Below are 23,180 nucleotides of genomic sequence, written 5' to 3'. Positions count from 1 at the left end.
CACAGCTGGGGATATTTAGTATGACATCACTTTGGTACCAAACCGTTAACGCGCCGCTTCCAAAAGCGTCTGATCAGGAAAAATCTGATGTGGGATTTGAGCACTGGCAGGAGGCCACGCAGCGCATTGATGACATTGATGAGCAGTTAAATGCAACATCTCTTATTGAAGATGAAAATGCAAAAGCAATTTTAACCTCTCTTCTTGGCAATAGTCCTTTCCTAACCCATTGTGTTTTAAGCGATATTCCCTTTACTTGCCGCCTTTTGCGCAATGGTCCACAGGCCACTTTTGATGACCTCATTTCTGAGTTGGATAGCTTCTGGCAGACCCAACCCGCACGCGATGATATGGCCAGACAGTTGCGAATCACCAAACGTTGCGCAGCCCTTACCATCGCTTTAGCTGATATATGTCAGCAATGGGATGTTTTTCAAGTCACTGAAAGTTTAACGACTCTGGCAGAAAAATCTCTGGATTATGCCTTGGGCACCTTATTGCGCGAAGGCCACAGACGTGGATATTTCAAACTGCCTGACCCTGAAAACAATCCGCAAAAAGGCTCCGGCTTTATCGTGTTAGGCATGGGCAAGCTTGGCGGGCGTGAGCTCAACTATTCCAGTGATGTAGATATCATCGTGCTGTTTGACACAGAAGTCATTGAAACCGATGATCCATGGGACCTGCAAGGCAATATGGTGCGCATCACCAAACAGCTTGTGCAGATGATGGATGATCGCACGGCTGATGGATATGTCTTTAGAACAGACCTGCGCCTGCGACCTGACCCGGGCTCCACCCCGCTTGCCATTTCAGTCCTTGCGGCTGAAACCTATTATGAAAGCATTGGGCAAAACTGGGAACGTGCTGCCATGATCAAGGCGCGCCCTGTTGCGGGTGATATCAAGGCGGGCTATGCCTTTCTTGATATTTTGCGCCCTTATATGTGGCGCAAATATATGGATTTTGCCGCCATTCAGGATATTCACGCCATTAAACGCCAGATCAATGCCCATAAAGGCGGTCACAGCATTGCTTTAAAAGGCCATAATGTAAAACTCGGTCATGGCGGCATTCGTGAAATCGAATTTTATGCCCAGACCCAACAGCTCATTTGGGGTGGACGTAATCCTGATGTGCGCATAGCCCCCACATGCAAGGCCCTTCAAGCCTTGGTTGATGCTGAACAGGTGGAACAAAAAATCTGTGATGAGTTGATTGAAAGTTACCAATATCTGCGCACGGTCGAACATCGCATCCAAATGACCAACGATGAGCAGACCCATTCCATCCCTGAAGATGAAGCCGCCATTGAACGACTTGCTATTTTCATGGGCTATAAAGACAGCAAAGCCTTCGAAACAGAATTTATTGCCCATCTTGAACGGGTTGAAAATTATTATGCCCAACTGTTTGAAGAAACCGTTGATCGTAATAATCATGCTGATGAAACGGGAAATCTTGTTTTCACAGGTGGGGATACAGACCCTAACACCTTAAACTACCTTAAAAGCCTCGGCTTTAAGAAACCGGAATTTATTGATAGCACTGTTCGGGGCTGGCACCATGCAAGATATCGCGCCACCCGCAGCACACGCTCGCGCGAAATCCTCACAGACCTCATGCCCGCCCTTGTTCATGCCATGGCAAATACGGCTGAACCAGATACGGCCTTCTTGCGTTTTGATGAGTTTTTAAGTGAACTTCCCGCAGGGGTTCAGCTTTTTTCCATGTTTCAGGTAAACCCACAGCTTCTTGACCTTGTTGCCGAAGTGATGGGCGAGGCCCCGCGCCTTGCAGAGCATCTTGCACGCAATTCTGGCTTGCTGGAATATGTCCTAACGCCAGATTTTTTCACCCCTCTTCCTGAAGTTGAATGTTTATGTCAGGATTTGGAAAAAGCCCTTGGTCAGGCGCGTGATTTTCAAGATATCCTCGATATTTCAAGACGTTGGGCCAATGATCGTAAATTTCAAGTAGGTGTACAGACCTTGCGCCAAATCATCTCGATCAAAGACTCAGGCATTGCCCAAACAAATATTGCCGATGCCATCATTCGTGAAATGCTACCACGCGTTCAAGAAGAGCTCGCGATTAAACACGGCATCATTGAAGGCGGCGATATGTGTATCGTCGGGCTTGGCAAGGCAGGGTCTTGCGATATGACAGCCACAAGCGACCTCGACCTAGTATTTATCTATGATGTGCCAGAAGATTGCGTTGGCTCAAACGGGGACCGCGCCCTTGGGGTTGCGCAATATTTTGCCCGCTTGTCCCAACGTTTCATTAATGCCCTAACCGCTCCAACAGGTGAAGGCATGCTTTATGAAGTGGATATGCGCTTACGCCCCTCAGGCAATGCAGGGCCGATTGCCTCAAGCCTTGCTTCTTTTGAGCGCTATCACGAAGAATCGGCTTGGACTTGGGAACATATGGCCCTTACCCGCGCACGTGTGATGAGTGGCAGCGACCAACTAAGAGAAAAAGTTGAAAAATCCATTGAAGATATCCTGACCAGACAACGCGATATGGACAAATTGCTCTTTGATGTTTCTGATATGCGCAAACGTATGGAAAAGGAACATCACACCGATGTGGTGTGGGAGATTAAGCAATATCGGGGCGGCATCGTCGATATTGATTTTATGGCGCAATATCTCCAGCTTCGCCACGCCCCCCAACATAAAGAGATTTTGCAAAACAATACCATTGATGTGCTTTTAAAAGCGCGTGAGCTTGAAATTTTAGAAGAAACCGTCGCAAACGACCTGATTTCAGCCATCGAGCTTTGGAATATTGTGCAAGGCTATCTGCGTCTTACCGTTGCAGCAGAGCTAAAAAAAGAAGACGGTGGCGAGCTGCCCCATGCCTTAAAAGATGATTTAGTTCAGGCTTGCGGTGAACCATCATTTGACATCCTATGCGAACGTATGAAAAATGCAGCTCAACAAGTTCAAAAACACTACAAACAGATAATTGATGATCCTGCATCACTTATCCCCCCCAAAGAAGAAGATCAGTAAGGAATATAGAATAATGACGATTGAAGTAGGCACACAGGCACCCGATTTTACATTGCCAACCGATGGCAATGGCGAGCTTTCCCTTTCAAGCCTGAAGGGTAAAAAAGTAGTTCTTTATTTTTACCCCAAAGACAGCACACCGGGCTGCACCACACAGGCCAAAGGCTTTCGCGATGAAATGGCCGCCTTTGAAGCTGAAAACTGTGTCATTGTCGGGGCTTCTAAAGACACGGTAAAACGCCACGATAACTTCAAGACCAAACAGGAGCTTAATTTCTCTCTCGTGTCTGATGCAGAAGGCGATTTGTGCGAAACCTATGGTGTTTGGCAAGAAAAGAAAATGTACGGCAAAACCTTCATGGGCATCGTGCGCAGCACCTTCTTAATTGATGAAAATGGTGTAGTACAGAAAGTCTGGCCGAAGGTAAAAGTTAAAGGCCATATCGAAGAAGTCCTTGAAGTGGTGAAAGAAATATAAGAAAGAACCTTCTCCTTATGTTGTATAATATGTAAGATAAGGAGAAGGAATATTACATAGGGGAAACAAGTTTAATGGCGCACGATAAATCTGACCTAGAACTTCAAGTCGAAAGTGAATTTCTCGAAGAAGCACGAGATATTATGAACAACCTTGAAATTCAGCGTGAAAATCTACGTTCGAATTTTAATGATGATGATATGGCGAAGTTTCGCCGCAATGTGCAAATTCTGGGTGCGCATGCGCATACCGCAGACTCCAGCACAGTCAGCTTGCTCTCCCACCGTCTTGATGACTATCTGGACCGTATTAAATCCATGGATGAGCCCCATTGTGATGATGTGCGCATGTTCCTTGATAAGCTGGAAGCAGCCCTTGATGGCACATTGGCGAGCGAGACCAAGAAAACCAGTGCCGAGCTGGTGCGTGAGTTGCCAACGGTTACCAAGTTTGATCATGAGTTTGGTGATCTTGAAAAAAAGAACATCGAAATTCTCGTTATTGTGCCTGATAAACCAACGGGCCATATTGTAGAGCGTGAAATGGCAGAATGTGGTTATCGTGTTTCTTTTGCCAAATCCTCTTTCAAAGGCTTTGAACTCGCCATGCGCACGCGCCCCGATATGGTTCTCGCTGCTGGTGTGATTGATGAGCTCTCAGGCATTGATCTTGCCAACGCTTTTGCTTCCATGCCTGCTGCTAAGGGCATCCCATTTGCGCTACTGACCAGTAATGATTGGGGAGACCCATCTTTACGTGACCTGCCTCATTCATCCGGCTTGGTACGCAAAGGCAAAAGCTTTGGCGATGATATTGCAGACTGTTTAAGACGTTTTGGCATCACCTGAACCTAAGCAACATGGCGGACCCATTTAAAAACGGTCCGCCGTACATATGGAAACTCATCTGGTTGACAGAGATGTAAACAAGCGCAATATTTTTTCATGTATCCCTATTCAAGCTTGAAATATTGCTGACTACACTCTATGAGATCAAATATCGTAAAACTTGTAGTTATCAACATAGAATTAAGGTGGGCAAAGTGCGAAAATACTCAATTACAAAATCATTAGGTCGACTTACAGGCTGTTTACTTCTTACAGCTCCCCTTTTGTCCACGACGGCACTTGCATCTGACTTTTACCTAACTGTTGGGGTGGGTCAAGCCTATAGCTCTGATAGTGACGCAACAATCATTCTAGGTGGTGGTGAAGAAGCTTTCACAACAAACTTTGATAATGCACCGATTGCGAAAATTGGAATTGGGTATGAAGTACTGGACTATCTAGACCTAGAGTTCGTTTACCAGCATAATTTCAGTTCTCAATCTGTTTCTGATGCTGATCGTTTTACCAGCAGTACGGGCACCGATTATTATCAATATGACATTGAAACTGAATCTGTCATGCTTAATGCGGCACTCAACCTTGCAGACTTAGCTGAAAAGTTCGCAGGCATTGAAAAGAATTATTATGTTGAGCCCTATGTTGGCTTTGGTTTTGGTGCTGCCCGAAATACTATTGATGATGCTTACAGACAAAATGGCGCCGGCGCTTTTTCTCGATTACAATATCAAAGACATAAAGAAACCGGTTTTGCTAAAAGACTGTTTGCAGGTTTGCAAATTCCATTCAGTGACAAACTGACTTTCGACCTCTCTTATTCTTATTCAGATTACGGTCGCGCAAAAACAAGTAATACCTACAATTGGATCAGTACTTCAGGTGAGGGAAATGAAGTGCAAGGTATTCACTTTGACCATAAGACCCATGAAATTGGTGCTTCTGTACGCTACAACTTTTAAAACAAGTTAAAGATTATGTAGGCTAAACATCGTTTAGCCTACTCTTATCAATGGTGGATTTTTACCTTCAGCTCATTTCCGTTTTCAAAGTCTTTGATTAATCTATTTTATTATTAATTTTAAGACAGAGGTTCGAGATGGTTGGCAAGCATCTAAGAAGACTAACTAGTGATTATGATCTGCCTGTATCGGATCAGTAAAAGCTCTACCTTTGGCAAGATAAGCCATATAAGCCTGATTAACTTTTACAGCCAAATCTTTATGTTTAGCCAACAGCCATGTGTGGCCTGATAAGTTCATAATGGCAAGAGGTCGCGCTTGGCCCAGTTTCTTCTTCAGTGACATATAGGCGACACTATCAGCTAAAAATCCATCGATCTCATTTAGCTTTAAGGCTGTGACAAGCTGTTGATAATTTTCATATACAACAGCATTCTTCATTTTTTTGACCACCAGCTTGTTCCAGATGGTGCCAACAAGATAGCCAATTTTATAGTCTTTGTAATTGGCCTTGGTGATATCAGACTCTTTGCGCACAACCACAAAACCATTGCCTGAGGCAAGCGGGGTGGGCACGATCACGAGCCTCTCACCAATGAGACGGTCATAAAACTGCACACGTAACAGTTCGCCATCAATAAGGCCTTGTTCTTTTGCTTTTTGAGTTTCTGCACTTAAAGGGTTATAAAAAAGGCTACACAGCCCAGCCTCATTAAGTGCAAGTCTCACATTCTTGGAGATGGTTGAAACAATACCTGTTTCATGCGCGACCAGCTTTAGACAAGGTGTTTCAGCACCCGCAGGCCTTGCCTGTATGGTCATCAGACCAAATAAAACTAAAATTATACCAACAGCTCTCATATCACGCCATTAAGTTGAATGAGTTGCTGCAACCTATAACAAGCTTAAGTGCAATACCAGTACTTTATCATGTTAAAATAATTCTATTACTCGCTGTCGCTTGAGCCTTCAATACGGTTGGCAAGTGCGGCTGCCATAAACTGATCCAGATCCCCATCCAATACGGCTTGAGAGTTTGACGTCTCAACATTGGTGCGCAAATCCTTGATCATCTGATACGGCTGAAGCACGTAGGAGCGAATTTGACGGCCCCAACCGATCTCGGTCTTTGCATCATGTTCCGCTTGGCTTTCAGCTTCGCGGCGTTGCAGCTCTGCCTCATAAAGGCGTGCACGCAACATCTTATATGCTGCGGCACGGTTTTTATGTTGTGAGCGATCATTTTGACACTGCACCACAATACCCGTTGGCAAGTGCGTGATACGAATGGCTGAGTCAGTTTTATTAACGTGCTGCCCCCCTGCACCAGAGGCACGGTATGTATCCACACGCAGGTCTTTTTCCTCGATCTCAATCTCGATATTATCATCAATTTCGGGGGAGCAGGAAACAGCTGCAAAACTGGTATGGCGTCGTGCTGAACTATCAAACGGGGAAATACGCACAAGACGGTGTGTGCCCGTTTCCGTTTTTAACCAGCCATACGCATTATGACCTGTAACTTTTAAGGTAACAGATTTAATACCCGCTTCTTCACCCGCGGTTTCTTCAAGATATTCAATCTTATAGCCCCGGCTATCACACCAGCGCGAATACATGCGCAACATAATATTGGCCCAGTCACAAGCCTCTGTCCCGCCTGCACCTGAGTTAATTTCCAAGAAACAGTTGTTACCATCGGCTTCACCGGAAAGCAGCGTTTCAATCTCTTCTTTTGCCGCGCGTTCTTGCAGCTGGTTTAAACATTCTTCAGCCTCAGTAATGGTGTCTTGATCATCTTCCATTTCACCAAGCTCGATCAGCTCGATATTATCAGAAAGTTCCTGCTCAGATTCTTCAAGCGCCTTGATGCCATTTTCAAGACGTGTGCGTTCCTTCATCAGCTCTTGAGCTTTTTTGGGATCATTCCACAGGTCAGGGTCCTCGCTCAACGCATTGAGTTCCTCAAGGCGGCGCACGGCATTATCGTAATCCAAATGCTTGCGCAGCAATTTAAGGGATTTACGGATTTCTTCGACCTGAGTTTCGACTTCAGCGCGCATGAACGATCTTCCTAAAGAAAATAATTAAACTTTTGCAGGATATTTAAACTGTAACACAGCTTGGGTCAATATAGACCGCCGCCCGTATCCACATCACCGGGAGAAACAATCTCGTCACTCTGACCTTCAAGCACACGGTTGCTTTGGCTTGGCGATGTGCCTTGTTTAAAGGCTTCCCAGATCACGTTTGTTTCACCCACTTGGGCATCTTGGCCTGTACGTGCATTTACACGCACCATACGCACGCCATCAGGGATACGAAACGGTGTTGCAGGTTTGCCTGCCAGAGCCTCTTTCATAAAGTCCCTAAAGATGGGAGCAGCAACGCTTGAGCCTGTTTCTTTGCGACCCAAGGGTGTTGGTGTATCCATACCCACAAACACACCTGTGACAAGGTCGGGACTAAAGCCCATAAACCATGTATCGCGGCTTTTGTTTGTTGTACCCGTCTTGCCACCCAAGGGCTTGCCCACTGCGCGCACGCGACGACCAGTGCCGCGTTGCACCACCCCTTCAAGGATAGAAACAATCTGATAGGCACTTTCAGGTGAGGTTACGCTTTCACGGTTATCTACAATCTGGGGCACGATCTCATCACCTGTCCAGTTCAAGGCCAGACAATTCGGGCATTCACGGGTTTCATGCTTAAACTGCGTCACCCCGTTGCGATCTTGAATGCGATCAATCAAGGTCGGTAAAATACGTTTACCACCATTCACCAACATGCCATAGGCCGTGGCAAGGTTCATAAGTTTGGTCTCACCGGAACCAAGCGCCATGGAAAGCACTTCTGGCAGGTTTGGTGTGATATCAAAACGCTTGGCGTAAGCACTGACTTTATCCATGCCCAATGTCTGGGCAAGACGTACTGTCATCAAGTTACGTGATTTTTCAATCCCCAAACGCATGGTTGAAGGGCCATAAAATTTCTTGGAATAGTTATCCGGTCGCCATTTGGGCTGGCCCGGTCCCTGATCCAATACAAACGGTGCATCAAGAATAAGGGTAGAGGGCGTATAGCCTTCATCAAAAGCAGACAGATAGACAAACGGCTTAAAGGCCGAGCCGGGCTGGCGTTTGGCTTGTGTGACACGGTTAAACTGGCTATGGGCATAAGAATACCCCCCAACCATTGCCAATACACGCCCTGTATGTGGATCAAGCGAGACAATACCGCCTTGTACTTTTGGAATTTGGCGCAAGGCATAAGTATTAGGCTGGTATTTATCCCCTTTGGAATTTTCAACAACCGGTTTTACCCAAACTACATCGCCTTTATTCAACGCATCAGAGGGCTGTTTTAAACGCGCGCCGACTTTTTGATCTTCAAGGGGCTCGCGCGCCCATTTCATTTCATTAAAGGGCAAGGCAGCATTGCTGCCATCAAGTAGACCAAGACTTACTCCTGCTTTATGCAGTTTCAGCACAACAGCCAACGTCCAGTCTGCAGGCGCCCCTTTGGGCGATTTTACATCACCAAGGGCGGTTTGCCAATCAAGCATATTATCGATTTTAGCAACAGGGCCGCGCCATCCGTGGCGGCGATCATAGGTTTCTAGGCCCTTTTGTAATTGGCGTTGCGCAATGGCCTGTAAGGTGGGATCAAGCGTGGTATGAACAGACAAGCCACCCTTATAAAGCTTATCTTCGCCATACATGGAAACCAACTCACGACGGACTTCTTCAGCAAAATAAGGTGCTTTTACAAATTCTGTTTGCGCACGTGAGGCTACTTTCAGCGGCTTATTTTTAGCATCCGCCGCATCACCAAGGGTGATCACCCCCTCAATTGCCATACGATCCACAACCCAGTTGCGACGCTCAACAGCTTTTTTCGTCTTTTTAATTGGGTGATAGTTGTTCGGCGCTTTGGGTAAAGCAGCCAGATAAGCAACTTCTTCAATAGAAAGCTCACCCAAGGACTTGTTAAAATAGTTTAAGGCGGCTGCGGCCACCCCGTATGAGCCATAGCCCAGATAAATTTCATTAAGGTAGAGTTCTAAAATACGGTCTTTTTCAAAGGCTTTTTCAATACGCAAGGCAAGGATGGCTTCCTTGATTTTACGCACATAAGAAACCTCGTTTGTCAGCAAAAAGTTTTTTGCCACTTGCTGGGTAATGGTTGAGGCCCCGACCAAACGGCGGCCCTTGCCCACATTTTTGATATTAATCAAAATGGCACGGCCAACCCCCATGGGGTCAATTCCAGAGTGGTGATAAAAGTTTTTATCTTCTGCGGCTAAAAATGCCCTGATTACGCGTTGCGGGATCGCTTTGATCGGTACGAACACACGGTTTTCAATGGCATATTCTGCCATCAATTGACCATCACCTGCATGAACACGCGTCATCACAGGTGGCTCATAATCCTTAAGCTGGGTGTAGTCCGGCAAGCCTTTGCCATAATAGTAAAAACCATAGAGCAAAGCCCCGGCCCCAAGAAACGCAAGGAACAGGAAAAAGCCCAACATTCCGGCTATGATTTTTAATATTTTCACGACACTTCCAAATCTTTGAAAAACGGACGGGCAGTATACAAGCTTAAACAGGCTTGTCGCGGGTTTTATAGGCGATTGGCCTCTTCCACCCGATTAAAGTAGCGATTGATGGATGTTTTAATCGCATCTGCCAATTTTGCACGATGCTTCTTGGACCGAAGCGAGCGTTCATCATATTTATTAGATAAGAATCCAAGCTCAATCAAAACCGCAGGAACATCAGGTGCTTTCAGTACGGCAAAGCCCGCAAAACGGTGCGGGTTGCGCAAAACTTTTGAAGAACGTGAAATGTCTTTCACCAATGTTTCTGCAAAGCGAGAGGACTCATTTGTGGTATCACGCTGGGCCATATCAAGCAGAATGAAACTCAGATCATCTGCTGTTGAAGATAAATCGACCCCTGCAATCAAATCAGCCTTGTTTTCGCGCTCAGCCAAGGCTTGCGCTTCTTTTGAAGAGGCCCGTTCTGACAAGGTATAGACAGAGGCACCGCGCACGGACTTATCACGAAACGTATCAGCATGAAGCGAGAGAAACAGGTCAGCGCCTGCACGTCGTGCAATGGCTGTGCGCTCACGTAGCGGGATAAACACATCACGATCACGGGTTAAAACCACTTTATATCGCCCAGTTCTGCGCAAAGCGTCACGCACTTGGCGGGCAATGGCGAGCGTTATGTGTTTTTCATAAGCCCCACTGACACCGCGTGCACCGGGGTCCACCCCACCATGGCCCGCATCAATGACCACCACATGCTTGCCGCTTTTCTTTTGCGGTTTAGCTGGTGGTAACATGGCAGGAACGCGTGCTTTTTGAATATTTTTTGGCGCAACTCGCGCAGGTGCAGCCTTAGCCACTTTTGGCGATGGGAAAGTTGCTGGCTTCATCAAAGCCATAAATGTTGCACGGCTTGTCGGCACCATATCCATGACAAAGCGCCAATTGCGCGTCTTGCCACGCGGGGGCAACATCATGGTGTTTTTAATTTTTACAGGTTGTTTGGCATCTAAAACAATACGCGAGGTCCCGGTTTTAAAAAGACCATAGCGAAAACCACTCAGTGATCCATACATGCGTGGATTGTAGCCTTTGGGCAACTGCCAGCCCATTTCAGGAAAATCAACCACGATCCGGTACGGGTCTGCCAACATGGAGACCCGATATTTTACCTTATCACTAACTTCCATCACAAAACGAGTGTAATCGGGATGCTGACCGACACGAACATTTTGCACAAGCGGCATTAAACCATCTTGGGAAGAAGCCGTTGGCGCGAATCCAAAAAGACAGATAAATAGGAATAACGTTTTGAAAACAGTTATTTTTATGAATTTACGGGTCATAATCATGGTTCAAAAATTTGCTACATTTCCACACATAAATTTGTGCGACTCCATTGATTTACCTTATTTCCCCCACCTTTCGCAAGCTTTCAATGATGCACAGAGGGAACAAATAAATAAGAAAAATCAATATTTGCGCATTTAAGACATTGTGAAATCAATTTCCTACCGTTATGTTAACGACCGCGTGAAAAAGCGCTCTTATCTGTAAAAACATCCATTTCACGGAAAAAACCACTGTTTGGCATTTCCCAACACTTAAAAAAATGGACACAACGTTTAAACAGGATCGAGTTCACGCCGATTTGACGCAATTTCTATTTGTGCGAAACGTAGCGCTTGGCAAGACTAAAATATACACACCTATTCGAGGTTTTCATGCTGGCAAGAGCAGACCATAATATCAAAACGACTGAAACGGGCTATCCCGCGTCACGTTTTGTAATGGGCGCCGCCGGCATTTCTACCACACCATTCATTAAAAAATATTGCAGCAACGTTCAACTGGGGCACGTCCACTTACGAATGCACTCACGTTGGCTACACGTTTCTGCGCACTGGAGTTACGAGCCTAATGGCAACCAAACGTATGTTAATCGATGCAACCCACCCGGAAGAGACCCGGGTCGTTGTCGTCGATGGAAATCGCCTAGAAGAACTTGAATTTGAATCTGCTAACCGTAAACAACTCAAAGGGAATATCTATCTCGCAAAAGTCACCCGCGTAGAACCAAGCCTGCAAGCTGCCTTTGTTGAATATGGCGGCAACCGTCACGGCTTCCTCGCGTTTAACGAGATACACCCTGATTATTACCAAATCCCGGTATCGGACCGTGAAGAATACGAAGCCGATGTGGATGACAACGGTGATGAAACAGACCCAGACCCCGAAGCAGCTGTTGAAGAGTCCGGTGCAGATGATAGCGATCAGGTTGAACATAACCGTCCGCGCTATCGCAATCAGCGCCGCTATAAAATTCAGGAAGTGATTAAAAAGCGCCAGATCATTTTGGTGCAGGTTGTTAAGGAAGAACGCGGCAACAAGGGTGCTGCCCTGACAACTTACCTGTCACTAGCGGGTCGTTACTGCGTGCTGATGCCTAATACGGATAAGGGCGGAGGGATTTCACGTAAAATCTCAAACGTTAAAGACCGCAAACGTCTCAAATCAGTTTTGGCAGACCTTTCTATTCCAAAAGGCACAGCCGTTATTGTGCGCACAGCAGGTGCAGAACGCACCAAGCCTGAGATCAAGCGTGATTTTGAATATCTCATGCGTTTATGGTCCAACATTCGTGATGTGACCTTGCAAAGTCAGGCCCCTGCCCTGATTTATGAAGAAGCCAACCTGATTAAACGTTCCATTCGCGACATGTACAGCCGCGATATTGACGAAGTCTTGGTTGAAGGCGAAGAAGGTTACCGCATTGCCAAGGACTTCATGAAAATGTTGATCCCTTCTCATGCAAAGAAGGTTCAGCCTTATCGCGAAGAGTCCAAAATTCCGCTTTATCACCGCTATCAGGTTGAAGGCCAGCTTGATGCAATGCATAGCGCAATTGTGCAGCTGCCTTCAGGTGGGTATATCGTTATCAACCCGACCGAAGCCTTGGTTGCCATTGATGTGAACTCTGGTCGCTCTACCAAAGAGCGTAACATTGAAGAGACCGCGCTGAAAACCAACCTTGAAGCGGCTGATGAAATTGCGCGTTCCTTGCGTTTGCGTGATTTGGCTGGTCTTGTGGTTGTCGATTTCATTGATATGGAAATTTCGCGCAACCAGTCTGCAGTTGAGCGTCGCATTAAAGAAGCCATGAAGCATGATCGCGCCCGTATTCAAATCGGTCGCATCAGCCCGTTTGGCCTGCTTGAAATGTCGCGTCAACGCCTGCGTCCAAGCTTTACAGAAACAAGCACTGAGCCGTGTCATTTCTGTCACGGCACAGGGGTGCGCCGTTCACTTGAATCAACCGTCTTGCATGTATTGCGTGTGATTGAGGAAGAAGGTATTCGCCGTCGTTCTGACGAGATTATCGTTCATGTGCCAACACAAGTGGCCCTTTACATCCTCAACCAAAAACGTGACCTGCTGGCTGCGATTGAAGAACGCTATCAGATGGCCGTTCAGCTTTTAGGCGATGACAGTCTTGTCTCTCCTGAATATAAGCTTGAGCGCCTTAAAGCCAAGCAAGGTGGTGGCGATACCAACACCCGTCCGCTCGGCCCTGAAGATTCAACCAAGCTTGAAAACATCAAGGATGAAGTTCTTGAGACCACAAGTGAGGATGATGAAGAAGGTGATGGTCGCAAACGTCGCCGTCGTCGTCGCCCACGTCGTCGCAAAAACGAGAACCAATCAGCTGATGAAGTGTCAGAAGTTGTTGAAAATGAAGAAACCGGCGATGAAGACGATGATGAGGATAAGCCTCGCAAGCGTCGTCGTCGTGGCAAACGCGGTGGTCGTCGTCGTTCGCGTCGCACCAATGAAGATGGTGTAGAAATCGAGAACGAAGATGACGATGAAGCAATGACAGAGTCTTCTGAAGGTGAAGCTTCTGAAAAGACTGCTGATGAAGCAGCTTCTGAAGAAGAAACACGTGAAGAAAGACCGCGTCGTCGCCCACGTCGTCGTGGCATGCGTCGCCGTCGTCCTGATTATGATGAGCCCAGAGAAGCAAAACCTGCAAGTGATGCAGAAGAAACTTCTAATACGGACTCTGAAACATCTGACGCGCCAAGTCAGGAAGAAGAAAAGCCTAAAAGAACGCGTCGTCGCATTTCACGCAAATCCACTGAAGAGAAAAGCGAAGAAACGGCTGATACATCTGAAGACAATACTGAAGAGTCTTCAGAAGAGAAGCCAAAGCGCAAAACAACACGTCGTCGCACCTCTACGCGCAAGCCAAAGGTGGATGAAGACACATCAGATGCTTCTGAAAGCGCAAGCGAAGAAGCAGAAGAAAAGCCAAAACCTGCACCGCGCAAGCGCCGCACAACAAAGAAAGAAGACGTGGCTGTTGTTGAGGCGAAAGAAGAAAAAGCACCAACACCAGAGCCAAAAGTGGAAGCAAAAGTTATTGCAACCACGGCTGTTACGCTTAAAGCAAGTGATGGTTCCCATGAGGAAGTCACTGAAGATAAACCAAAACGCAAAGGTTGGTGGAGCCGTTAAGCTCCCCCTACTCTTTCAAGCATTTAAAAGCCCGGCCTCTCTTGAGCCGGGCTTTTTACATTTAACCACCTTATACGGATAGCTAATTTACACTTATTTCATGGATATGCTATATTGATACCCATAATAAAAAAATGATTATTATTCTAGACAGGAAGATTCACAAAGATGTTAGAAAAAATCAAATGCGGCGATGGTGAGCACTGCTTGCGTTGTAAATTTTATGAAACGCTCACCAAGATCGGTAAATTGGCAGGCTTTTCTAAAAACCAGAAAGATCGTTGTGACTGGTTTTCAGAAAAAGATAAAACCTCAACACAGTAAAACCTTCACTAAGCAAGGTAGGCCTTTAACCGTTTCGCAGCCTCTTGCATATGCGCAAAACTTCCTGCATAGGAAAAGCGCATAAAGTGTTGTCCGCGTTCTGAATCAAAGTCAACGCCGGGGGTCAACGCGACCCCTGTTTCATTGAGGATCTTCTTACAAAACGCCTGTGTATCATTTGTGAGATGGGCTACATCTGCATAAATATAAAATGCCCCATCACTGGGTGCGAGCTTATCAAAACCAGCTTTAGGCAGCTCATTTAAAAGCAGCTCCCTGTTCTTGGCATAGGCAGCTACATTCTCATCAAGCTCTTCAATACAGTCAAAGGCCGCAATCCCACCATATTGGGAAAGTGTCGGTGCGGAAATAAACAGATTTTGCGCCAAACATTCAATTGGGCGCACCATATCATCAGGCACAACCATCCAGCCCAAGCGCCAGCCCGTCATGGAAAAATATTTCGAAAAACTATTGATCAAAATAGCCTGATCACTAAATTCCACAGCCGTATCTGCTGGCCCATCATAAGTAATGCCGTGATAAATCTCATCTGAGATAAAGCGAATAGCGTTATGGTCGCAATAGTGACACAAGGCTTGAAGGTCTTGGCGCGACAACATACTGCCCGTTGGGTTCCCCGGACTTGCCACAATCAATCCATCCAGCTTTACCCCAAGATTGTCCAAAATCTCAGGTGTGGGTTGGAAATGTGTTTCTGGCCCCACGGGTATTTCAATCGGCTCATAACCAAGAGCGCGCAAAATATTGCGATAAGCCGGATAGCCCGGTGCGGTTAACCCAACCTTATCGCCTTCTTCAAAGGCACAGAGGAAAGAAAGAAGAAAGCCACCAGAAGAACCTGTTGTCACCACAACACGGCTGGCATCAATGGAAACCTTGTAATAATCTTTGTAATATTGTGCGATCCGTTCGCGCAATTGAGGAAGTCCCAAAGCATCGGTATAACCGATCTTATCGCTCATCAAGGCTTTCTGGGTTGCTTCTAACACGGCCTTGGGCGCACTGCTGCTGGGTTGGCCCACTTCCATATGTAGAACATCACCGCCACTGGCCTCGCGCTCGTTTGCGGCACGCATGACATCCATAACGATGAAGGGGGCCACTGTGCCGCCTTTTGCAATTTTTAAAGCCATAGATCAGTCCGCCCCGACGCCAAGTCCATATCCACGCGGGTCACTCATGGCGCGACATGTTTGAGCCTGTGCATGTAAGCCCCCTGGGCACGCAATCGCATTGACAATGCCAAGGCCTTGCACGCCTGCTGTTTTATGACCCATTGATTGAAGCTTGCTCAGCACATCAGCACTCAAGTTTGTTTCATGATAAAGCACATCGGGTGCACCACCATGATGCGTTCTTGGCATATTCATAGCCTCTTTAGGGGCTTGTTCCCCCATAATAATGCGCGCAGCCACACTAACAAGGGCGGTTGGTGCCGTTACACCGCGCGAAGCAGCACCTGCGAAATAAACTTCATTTGAATTGGGGTTCACAACCAGCATAGGGCCAAGTGGCATAGGACCACGACCATTCAAGCCCGGCAAGGCAGAAAGCAGCACACCCGTTTGTGGCGCAATACGCCCCACACCAAAACCATTATTCATCGATACATTACACGCAACCCCCATGCCGTAACGATCAACCGCAGCAAGGCTTAAAGCGCTTGGCGCTTCTGGCGTGCTTTGTGGAACAGCTTTTAAGGTTGAAGCTGCCTGATGGCGGGTCTCACTCATACCACTCATCAAACTTTTAATATGTTTTTCGCTCACCAAGGCATTGGCAGGCGCACGTGAATGCCCAGATGGCATAACCCAACGTGCACGGTCCCCATAACTGCGCATTGAGCTTTCTGCCAACATATGGGCGCGTGTGGCCTCATCGGCCTCATCAAAATCATCATATTCAGCCAACATGGACCAAATTTGCGCGCCCACAACACCGCCCGCAGCCGCAGGTGGGGCAAAATGGGCAACCTTATACTGATAAGGCAGGCTTTGGACTGTATCACTCCATGCAGGCAGCGCGTCGCGTAAATCCTCTTTTGTGATATAACCACCTGCTTGCTTAACCGCCTCAACAAAGCGGTTTGCAAATGGCCCCACATATAAGGCACCCGGGCCTTTAGTGCGAATTTCTGTTAAAGTGGCGGCGAGATCAAACTGCTTGATGAAATCCCCTTCACGCACGGGCTGAGCATTATCTTTGGCAAAAATACGTGCAGCTTCCTTATCTTGAATAAGGGCCGGACCAACGGGTTTAAGCTCTGCTGCCAGCGCGCGAGAGACTTGCGTGCCAAAACGTGCCAAATTCTCAGCCGGTGAGATAAGCTGCGCCCAACGCAAATCACCATATTTGGACTGCAAAATAAAGAAGCCACGTGCATTCATGGGCACGCCAACGGGGCGCTCAGTCCCCGGTGGGATTGTTTTTGGCGGTTTTGATAAGAAATCCAAGGCTTCAGTTGTTTCGTCCTTGCGATCATGCACCACACAGACACCACCACCACCAAGGCTGGCTGTGGCCGGCATGGTCACACTGGCGGCAAAATACATGGCTGTTACCGCATCAGCGGCTGTACCACCTGCACTTAACACATCACGCCCAACCAAGGCTGCGCGTGGTTCATCTGCGCTGACCCCGCCAATAAAGCCCTTCACATAACCAATTTTGCCTTTATCTTCCGGCTTCTCAGCTATAGAACAAGCAGCCAGTGAAACCAACATTGTACAAGCCGCTAATTGACGCCAGATAGATGGCAGGCTAGCTTTAGACAAATTGGATATATTAAAGCGGTGAGAAAGCGTGCGAAAAACCATTAAACTTCTTTTCTTTGTTATGTGTTGGACCCTGTCTTTCTACATCACTAACGCTAAAAATGCAGTAGCATTAACATTTATTCGAGATGCAGAAATCGAAAATACCATCGCTTTGTTTGCAAAGCCAATTTTTGATGCCGCCGGATTAAGCGCCGACAACATTGAAATTTATCTGGTAAAGGACAATAGACTCAACGCTTTTGTTGCAGGTGGGCAAAAACTTTTTATCCATACCGGACTTTTACAGCGTAGCCGCACCCCTGAGCAGGTAATCGGCGTGATTGCCCACGAAACAGGTCACATCGCAGGCGGCCATTTATCGCGACTTCGCCAAAAAATGCAAGGCGCGTCCCCCGAATCGATTCTTGGTTACATACTGGGTGGTGCCGCCGTGCTGGCTGGTCAGCCCGGTGCAGCCAGTGCCATTGTGCTTGGCGGTCAAGATATGGCCATGCGGTCCTTGTTACAATATAGCCGTACCGAAGAGGGGTCAGCCGACCAAGCAGCCGTTAGCTACCTTGAAGCCAACCAAATGACCTCTAAAGGTCTTTTACAGTTTTTTGAAGTGCTGAAAAAAAATGAGCTGAGCACCACATCTGAGCAAAACCCCTATACACGTTCTCACCCCCTCACAGCGGGGCGGATTTCATTTCTAAGCAATCATGTTGAAACATCACAATATAGTGCCAAACGCGTTTCACCAAAAATGATCGAGATGCATGCCAGAATGCGGGCCAAGCTGGATGCCTATCTCTTGCCAGCGCCGCACACCATGCGTCTTTATCCTCTTGGGGATCGCTCTATTGCCGCGCGCTATGCCCGTGCGCAGGCCTATCATAAAGACAGCCAACTTGATAAAGCCCTAAATGAAATCAACAGCTTGATTAACGAGCGCCCAAAGGATGCCTTCTTCCATGAGTTAAAAGGCCAGATTTACTTTGAAAATGGCAAGCTTCAAGACGCAATTACATCCTATGAAATCGCCGTGGACCTTCTCCCTCAATCCCCGCAGCTTATGTTGGCCTTAGGGCGCAGTTACCTTGAAACAGAAGACCCCTTGCAACTGGGCAATGCCATTACATTGCTGGAACGCTCCCTTGCAAAAGACAAGACCCGCAGCTTCGTGTGGCGCCAATTGGGCATTGCTTATGGGCGCAACGGACAAATGGCTGAAAGCTCCGTTGCCTTAGCCGAAGAAGCCTATTTGCAAAGACGTTATAAAGATGCGATTTACCTTGCCGGACGGGCTGAAAAAGACCTAAAAACCGGCTCTCGCCAATGGATACAGGCCCAAGATTTACGCTTAAGCGCTGAGCGCCTCCTGAAAAAACAGAAACAAAAATGACCCGCTTTTATCAAATTGCACTTTTGCTGAGCTTTGTTTTCACCCTTGAAGGCTGCGCGAGCCAGAAAAAAGAAAAATACCTTCAAATTGGAACTGGTAGCCGCATTGATATTCTAGGGCCAAGAGCCCAGTTCTATCCCAATAATATCCCCGCTGGCTGGGTCATTGAAGGCATGGATTTTGACACAGCCTTTAGCAATAGAAATAAAGTGGCAAATATTTTTCAAGCGCGCAAAGAAGGTATGGTTGGCACCCACATCCAAAATGGCGCAAAAGACTTTATTCTGGCGCGCTATACAAAAGCCAAAATGCTTGTAACACCCTACCTTACATGGCAATGGAATGTATCAGAACATAAAGGCGAGCATCACCCTGTGCGCCTTGTTGTTGGCTTTTATGGCGGGGGAGATAAAAGCCCACCACTTGGCAATGATGCCTTTATCTGGCGCGGTGAAAAATTACCCCCGTTTGATCGCCTGCTTGCCATTGGTTTTGATGATATGGCCCTCAAACGCGGTAATCTCTATAGTATGGGACGGGTCAAATATTATGCCCAACGTGGCGGGGTTGAACAAACCAACATGTGGTATGATGAGGCCATTGATCTCTCGCTTGTCTATCAACGGGCATGGCCGCGCGATGATCGCTCCAATGTCATTGTGACCTTTGTGGGTTTTGCCGGCCAATCTTCCCCATCAGGGGGCGGGATTACCTTTTCAAATATCTGGTTAAGCCGATAAGTCTACTTGCCACTGCTACAAAGCTGCTCCATGATGGGGCCTCCAAAAATCAAAATAGAGCTCTTAAACATGTTGCGCCTGTTTCTTAGTGTTACCTTCAGCCTTTTTCTCATCTCCTCTGTACAAGCTGGCGAAAGCCTAAGCAGCACAGAACAAGAGGAGGTCCGTAAGCTTGTCAGAGAAACCCTCTTACAAAATCCTGAAATTCTTGTGGAAGCCATGAGCATTTTACAACAGCGCCAAGAACAGGCCCGTGCTGACCAGCAAAAAGCCGCGCTAAACTCTGTTAGTGCAGACATGATCAAAGGCCCCCTTACCCCTGTGGCCGGCAACCCCAAGGGTGATGTCACATTGGTTGAGTTTTTTGATTATAATTGCGGATATTGCAAACGTGCCTTTCCCGGCGTGATGGAAGTCATTAACAGCGATAAAAATATTCGTTATGTCTTAAAAGAATTTGCCATTTTAGGACCAGAATCAGAAGTCGCAGCACGCGCAGCACTGGCGGCTGAAAAGCAGGGTAAATATATGGATTTCCATATTGCCATGATGACAATGCGCGGACGCCTGAGCACAGATAAAATTATGAAGACAGCCAAAGATGTCGGGCTTGATGTTGAAAAACTCAAAAAAGATATGAGTGGCGATGATGTGAATGCTGAAATCACATCCACACGTGAAATTGCACAAAAACTGGGAATTACGGGAACACCTGCGTTTATTATCGGTGATCAGGTCATTGCGGGGGCAGTACCGCCTGAGGCTCTCATTGAGGCGGTAAAACAACAACGCAAGAAGTAAGGGGAAACAAGCCAATGAACCTTGAGATTAAATCGGTTGAAGAACTGCTCGCACATTCCATTTCAATGGAAAGCGAAGCTGCTGAGCGTTATCGCGAAATCGCTGACGCCATGGAAGTTCATAATAATCTTGATGTTGCCGAGCTGTTCAATACCTTGGCTGGATATGCTGATAAACATGCAGGTGAAATGCAAGAGCGCGCCAAAGACCTTGAAATCCCCCATATCGCGCCTTGGGATTTTGCATGGGAAGATGGCGATAGCCCTGAAGCGGCTGACCATTTCCAGATGCATTATAAAATGACGCCCTATCACGTTTTGCAAGTCGCCCTTAAAGTGGAAAAAGGCGCGCATGATTTTTACAAAAAAATCGCAACCGACAGTACAAATCCTGAAGTGGTTAAACTCGCCAAAGAATTTGCTGAAGAAGAAAGTGAGCATGTGGAAATGCTTGAAGGCTGGGTTGGACGTTACCCTAAGCCTGATAAAAACTGGGACGAAGACCTCGACCCACCCATGATGCACGAATAAGGTTTAGTTTGACGGTTTCAGGTTAGGCAATGGCGCCTGCATAGTTGTTGCAGCAGATGCATTGATTGTTGGTACAGGTAGTAAAACAAACCTAAAACCACTTGCGCCTTCAACCAGCAACAAGACCATCTCGCGTTTCTCACGCTGCGCCTTTTTGATAAAGCTGATTATATGAGCAGGCTTCCAAACGGGTGATTGGTTAACCTGAACAACCACATCACCAACTTTAATATCTAAGCCAGCTGCCTTTTCTTCATCCACAAGGCTGACAACAACACCACGCGAGCGCCAACCCAGATTAAAGCGCTCTTTAACCTTTTCAGTCAGTGCGGCAAAAGAAATGCCCAAAGGTGCAATCGTTGCAAACTTGTTGCGTTGAATATTCCACAAGGGCGGCATGACACCGATTGGAATTTCCACATCAATTTTCTTGCCACGGCGCAGAAGTGTCGCCGCCACTTTGGTATTGGGCTTAAATCCCTTCGCCATTTTGACGACGGTTTCCACATTGCTTGCCACTTTACCATCTAGCATCACGATAATATCACCGCGTCGCACATCAGAATGGCTAGCAGGCCCCGGGTACGCAATATCGCGCACCAAGACACCTTCTTGGCTCAAAACACCTAAGGATTTAGTGATAATGGGTGAAAGACCTTGAATCTGCATTCCAAAAAAGGGCGTCACCGCATTTGCACAGGCAACAGTGCTCACCACGCTCATCAGCATGGCAGCAAACACAATCCCCTTAACAGACTTTAACAATGGGCAAAACACAGCCCACCTCCAAGATACTTTTTTAATTACTTCTAAAGCTTATCCTGAAGGGGCCTGATAAATAAAGGATGAAATTTAAAATTTACGTTTATTTACTTAGTGCCAAGGATGGAAAGCGCTGAATCATAGAGCTTAAAACCATTGCGACCAGAGGTTTTCACCGCATACATTGCTTCATCAGCACAGCGCATGAGTTCCTCTGCATCCATTGAATCCTCTGGGAAACAGGACATTCCAATACTTGAACCCAGATAGCATTCTTCACCTGCTGCGATGATTGGCTCTTTCAAACAATCAAGTACTTTCTGAGCCACAAGCGGGCCGGACTCTGTTGTATCAAGTTCTTCAAGTAAAATGATAAATTCATCCCCACCAATACGGGCAACCGTATCTGATTCGCGAATGATATTTCTAAAACGCCGCGCCACTTCAATCAAAACCGTATCACCAGCTTCATGACCTAAGGTGTCATTAATCGGTTTAAACTTATCTAAATCAATAAACATCAAGACAAGGCACTTGTCATAGCGTTTCGACAGTTTAATGGCATGGAAAAGACGGTCTTTGAACAAATGCCTGTTTGGCAAACCCGTTAACGTATCGTGATGGGCCATATGACGGATACGTTCAACATTTTGGATACGCTCGGTAATATCGCGTAGCACAGCCGTAAACAGTCGTTCACTGCCCACTTGCGCACTTGAAACCGTCATCTCAAGGGGGAATTCCCCTTTATCCTGATTAAGCCCTTCAAACTCAATAGCGCGCCCCATCATTTTAGAACGCCCATGGGAAATTTTGCGCTCAAAAATACGACGATATTTGTCTCGTGTCCCCTCTGGCATTAATTCTTCAATATGTTTGCCAATGGCTTCACGCGCAGCCATGGCAAATACTTTTTCTGCCGCGGGGTTAAATGTCTGAATAACCCCATCAGAATTGAATGTAATGATGCCTTCACTGACCGTATTAAGAATACTTTTAATGCGATGTTCGCGATCGCGCACGGCTTCTGATGCACGTTTATAAGCCGTAATATCCTGCACTTCGACAATATATGCCGTCATTGGCCCAAGCTGTAATTCATTGATTAACAGCTTCACATCCAGACTTTTATCATCCAATGTGGTGAGTTTCAGGGGAACAAAATCATCTTCTTCTGCCAAGACTTCCAAACCGAAAGACAGAAAGTCTTTATAATCTTGATGGATAAAATCAATGATCGGTTTGTTTAAAACATCATTATGACTTTCAGCGCCAATGAGTTTTAGACCCGCAGGGTTCATATATTGGATATGGTCTTCATAACAAATCATGAAAAGGTTAGAGGCTTTTTCAATAAGCTTCATGCCCCAGCCCGCTTGGGCTAGGTCAAACTCATTAATCTCTACAACCGTTTCTCTATTCGTCATTATATTTCTTTTGACCCAGATCCCCATAAG

18 protein-coding genes are annotated in these 23,180 nt (G+C 46.7%); 10 read left to right on the top strand and 8 right to left on the bottom strand.

What is annotated here, in order from left to right; genetic code table 11:
- Positions 1-20: 20 nt before the first annotated feature.
- The 4 genes from MTBPR1_RS16115 to MTBPR1_RS16100 all read left to right on the top strand — a co-directional run bounded on the left by MTBPR1_RS16115 (position 21) and on the right by MTBPR1_RS16100 (position 5,305).
- Positions 21-3,023: a bifunctional [glutamine synthetase] adenylyltransferase/[glutamine synthetase]-adenylyl-L-tyrosine phosphorylase gene (locus MTBPR1_RS16115; RefSeq protein WP_069190062.1), complete on the top strand. Its 3,003-nt coding sequence runs from the start codon at positions 21-23 to the stop codon at positions 3,021-3,023.
- A 13-nt stretch (positions 3,024-3,036) separates the two neighbouring features.
- Entirely contained in the window at positions 3,037-3,501 is a 465-nt protein-coding gene (gene bcp, locus MTBPR1_RS16110) for a thioredoxin-dependent thiol peroxidase (RefSeq protein ID WP_069190061.1), read from the top strand.
- A gap of 74 nt (positions 3,502-3,575) precedes the next feature.
- Entirely contained in the window at positions 3,576-4,349 is a 774-nt protein-coding gene (locus MTBPR1_RS16105; protein WP_069190060.1) for a response regulator, read from the top strand.
- A 194-nt stretch (positions 4,350-4,543) separates the two neighbouring features.
- Positions 4,544-5,305: an outer membrane protein gene (locus MTBPR1_RS16100; protein ID WP_165602691.1), complete on the top strand. Its 762-nt coding sequence runs from the start codon at positions 4,544-4,546 to the stop codon at positions 5,303-5,305.
- 165 nt (positions 5,306-5,470) lie between these two features.
- Here MTBPR1_RS16100 and MTBPR1_RS16095 read toward each other — a convergent pair whose 3' ends face one another.
- From MTBPR1_RS16095 to MTBPR1_RS16080, 4 genes are all read right to left on the bottom strand, one after another.
- Positions 5,471-6,166: a type 2 periplasmic-binding domain-containing protein gene (locus MTBPR1_RS16095; protein ID WP_069190058.1), complete on the bottom strand. Its 696-nt coding sequence runs from the start codon at positions 6,164-6,166 to the stop codon at positions 5,471-5,473.
- 86 nt (positions 6,167-6,252) lie between these two features.
- On the bottom strand, positions 6,253-7,368 hold the full coding sequence (prfB, locus tag MTBPR1_RS16090; protein WP_069190057.1) for a peptide chain release factor 2: 1,116 nt from the start codon (positions 7,366-7,368) through the stop codon (positions 6,253-6,255).
- A gap of 65 nt (positions 7,369-7,433) precedes the next feature.
- Positions 7,434-9,866 (bottom strand): PBP1A family penicillin-binding protein, encoded by a 2,433-nt coding sequence (locus MTBPR1_RS16085; RefSeq protein ID WP_069190056.1) that lies wholly within the window; start codon positions 9,864-9,866, stop codon positions 7,434-7,436.
- A 65-nt stretch (positions 9,867-9,931) separates the two neighbouring features.
- Positions 9,932-11,209: an N-acetylmuramoyl-L-alanine amidase gene (locus tag MTBPR1_RS16080; protein WP_205631264.1), complete on the bottom strand. Its 1,278-nt coding sequence runs from the start codon at positions 11,207-11,209 to the stop codon at positions 9,932-9,934.
- A gap of 574 nt (positions 11,210-11,783) precedes the next feature.
- On the opposite strand from MTBPR1_RS16080, the gene MTBPR1_RS16075 reads away from it, so the two are divergent.
- Together MTBPR1_RS16075 and MTBPR1_RS18180 are read left to right on the top strand one after the other, a co-directional pair.
- On the top strand, positions 11,784-14,381 hold the full coding sequence (locus MTBPR1_RS16075) for an Rne/Rng family ribonuclease (protein WP_069190054.1): 2,598 nt from the start codon (positions 11,784-11,786) through the stop codon (positions 14,379-14,381).
- A gap of 168 nt (positions 14,382-14,549) precedes the next feature.
- Positions 14,550-14,705: a hypothetical protein gene (locus MTBPR1_RS18180; protein WP_165602689.1), complete on the top strand. Its 156-nt coding sequence runs from the start codon at positions 14,550-14,552 to the stop codon at positions 14,703-14,705.
- Positions 14,706-14,713: 8 nt separating this feature from the next.
- Here MTBPR1_RS18180 and MTBPR1_RS16070 read toward each other — a convergent pair whose 3' ends face one another.
- Together MTBPR1_RS16070 and MTBPR1_RS16065 are read right to left on the bottom strand one after the other, a co-directional pair.
- Positions 14,714-15,862 carry a pyridoxal phosphate-dependent aminotransferase gene (locus MTBPR1_RS16070; protein ID WP_069190053.1) on the bottom strand — a complete coding sequence of 383 codons (1,149 nt, stop codon included), beginning with the start codon at positions 15,860-15,862 and terminating at the stop codon, positions 14,714-14,716.
- Positions 15,863-15,865: 3 nt separating this feature from the next.
- Entirely contained in the window at positions 15,866-17,545 is a 1,680-nt protein-coding gene (locus MTBPR1_RS16065) for a gamma-glutamyltransferase (protein ID WP_083223163.1), read from the bottom strand.
- On the opposite strand from MTBPR1_RS16065, the gene MTBPR1_RS16060 reads away from it, so the two are divergent.
- The 4 genes from MTBPR1_RS16060 to MTBPR1_RS16045 are packed head-to-tail and all read left to right on the top strand — an operon-like array spanning position 17,532 to position 20,961.
- Positions 17,532-18,890 (top strand): M48 family metalloprotease, encoded by a 1,359-nt coding sequence (locus MTBPR1_RS16060; RefSeq protein WP_083223162.1) that lies wholly within the window; start codon positions 17,532-17,534, stop codon positions 18,888-18,890. The genes MTBPR1_RS16065 and MTBPR1_RS16060 overlap by 14 nt on opposite strands.
- Entirely contained in the window at positions 18,887-19,630 is a 744-nt protein-coding gene (locus MTBPR1_RS16055) for a hypothetical protein (protein WP_069190052.1), read from the top strand. Before MTBPR1_RS16060 ends, MTBPR1_RS16055 begins: the two co-directional genes overlap by 4 nt.
- Before the next feature lie 30 nt (positions 19,631-19,660).
- On the top strand, positions 19,661-20,431 hold the full coding sequence (locus MTBPR1_RS16050; RefSeq protein ID WP_083223161.1) for a DsbA family protein: 771 nt from the start codon (positions 19,661-19,663) through the stop codon (positions 20,429-20,431).
- Between the two features lie 14 nt (positions 20,432-20,445).
- Positions 20,446-20,961 carry a ferritin-like domain-containing protein gene (locus MTBPR1_RS16045; RefSeq protein WP_069190050.1) on the top strand — a complete coding sequence of 172 codons (516 nt, stop codon included), beginning with the start codon at positions 20,446-20,448 and terminating at the stop codon, positions 20,959-20,961.
- Between the two features lie 3 nt (positions 20,962-20,964).
- Here the strand turns inward: MTBPR1_RS16045 and MTBPR1_RS16040 are convergent, their stop codons facing one another.
- Positions 20,965-21,738, bottom strand: a complete 774-nt coding sequence (locus MTBPR1_RS16040; protein ID WP_126465310.1) for a PDZ domain-containing protein — start codon at positions 21,736-21,738, stop codon at positions 20,965-20,967.
- Positions 21,739-21,830: 92 nt separating this feature from the next.
- Positions 21,831-23,150 (bottom strand): diguanylate cyclase domain-containing protein, encoded by a 1,320-nt coding sequence (locus MTBPR1_RS16035; RefSeq protein WP_069190048.1) that lies wholly within the window; start codon positions 23,148-23,150, stop codon positions 21,831-21,833.
- Positions 23,151-23,180: the final 30 nt, after the last annotated feature.

It is taken from the genome of Candidatus Terasakiella magnetica, from assembly GCF_900093605.1.
Lineage (GTDB): Bacteria > Pseudomonadota > Alphaproteobacteria > Rhodospirillales > Terasakiellaceae > Terasakiella > Terasakiella magnetica.
Note: the sequence above shows the minus strand (reverse complement) of the source record. Positions and strands in the feature narration are given on the sequence as shown.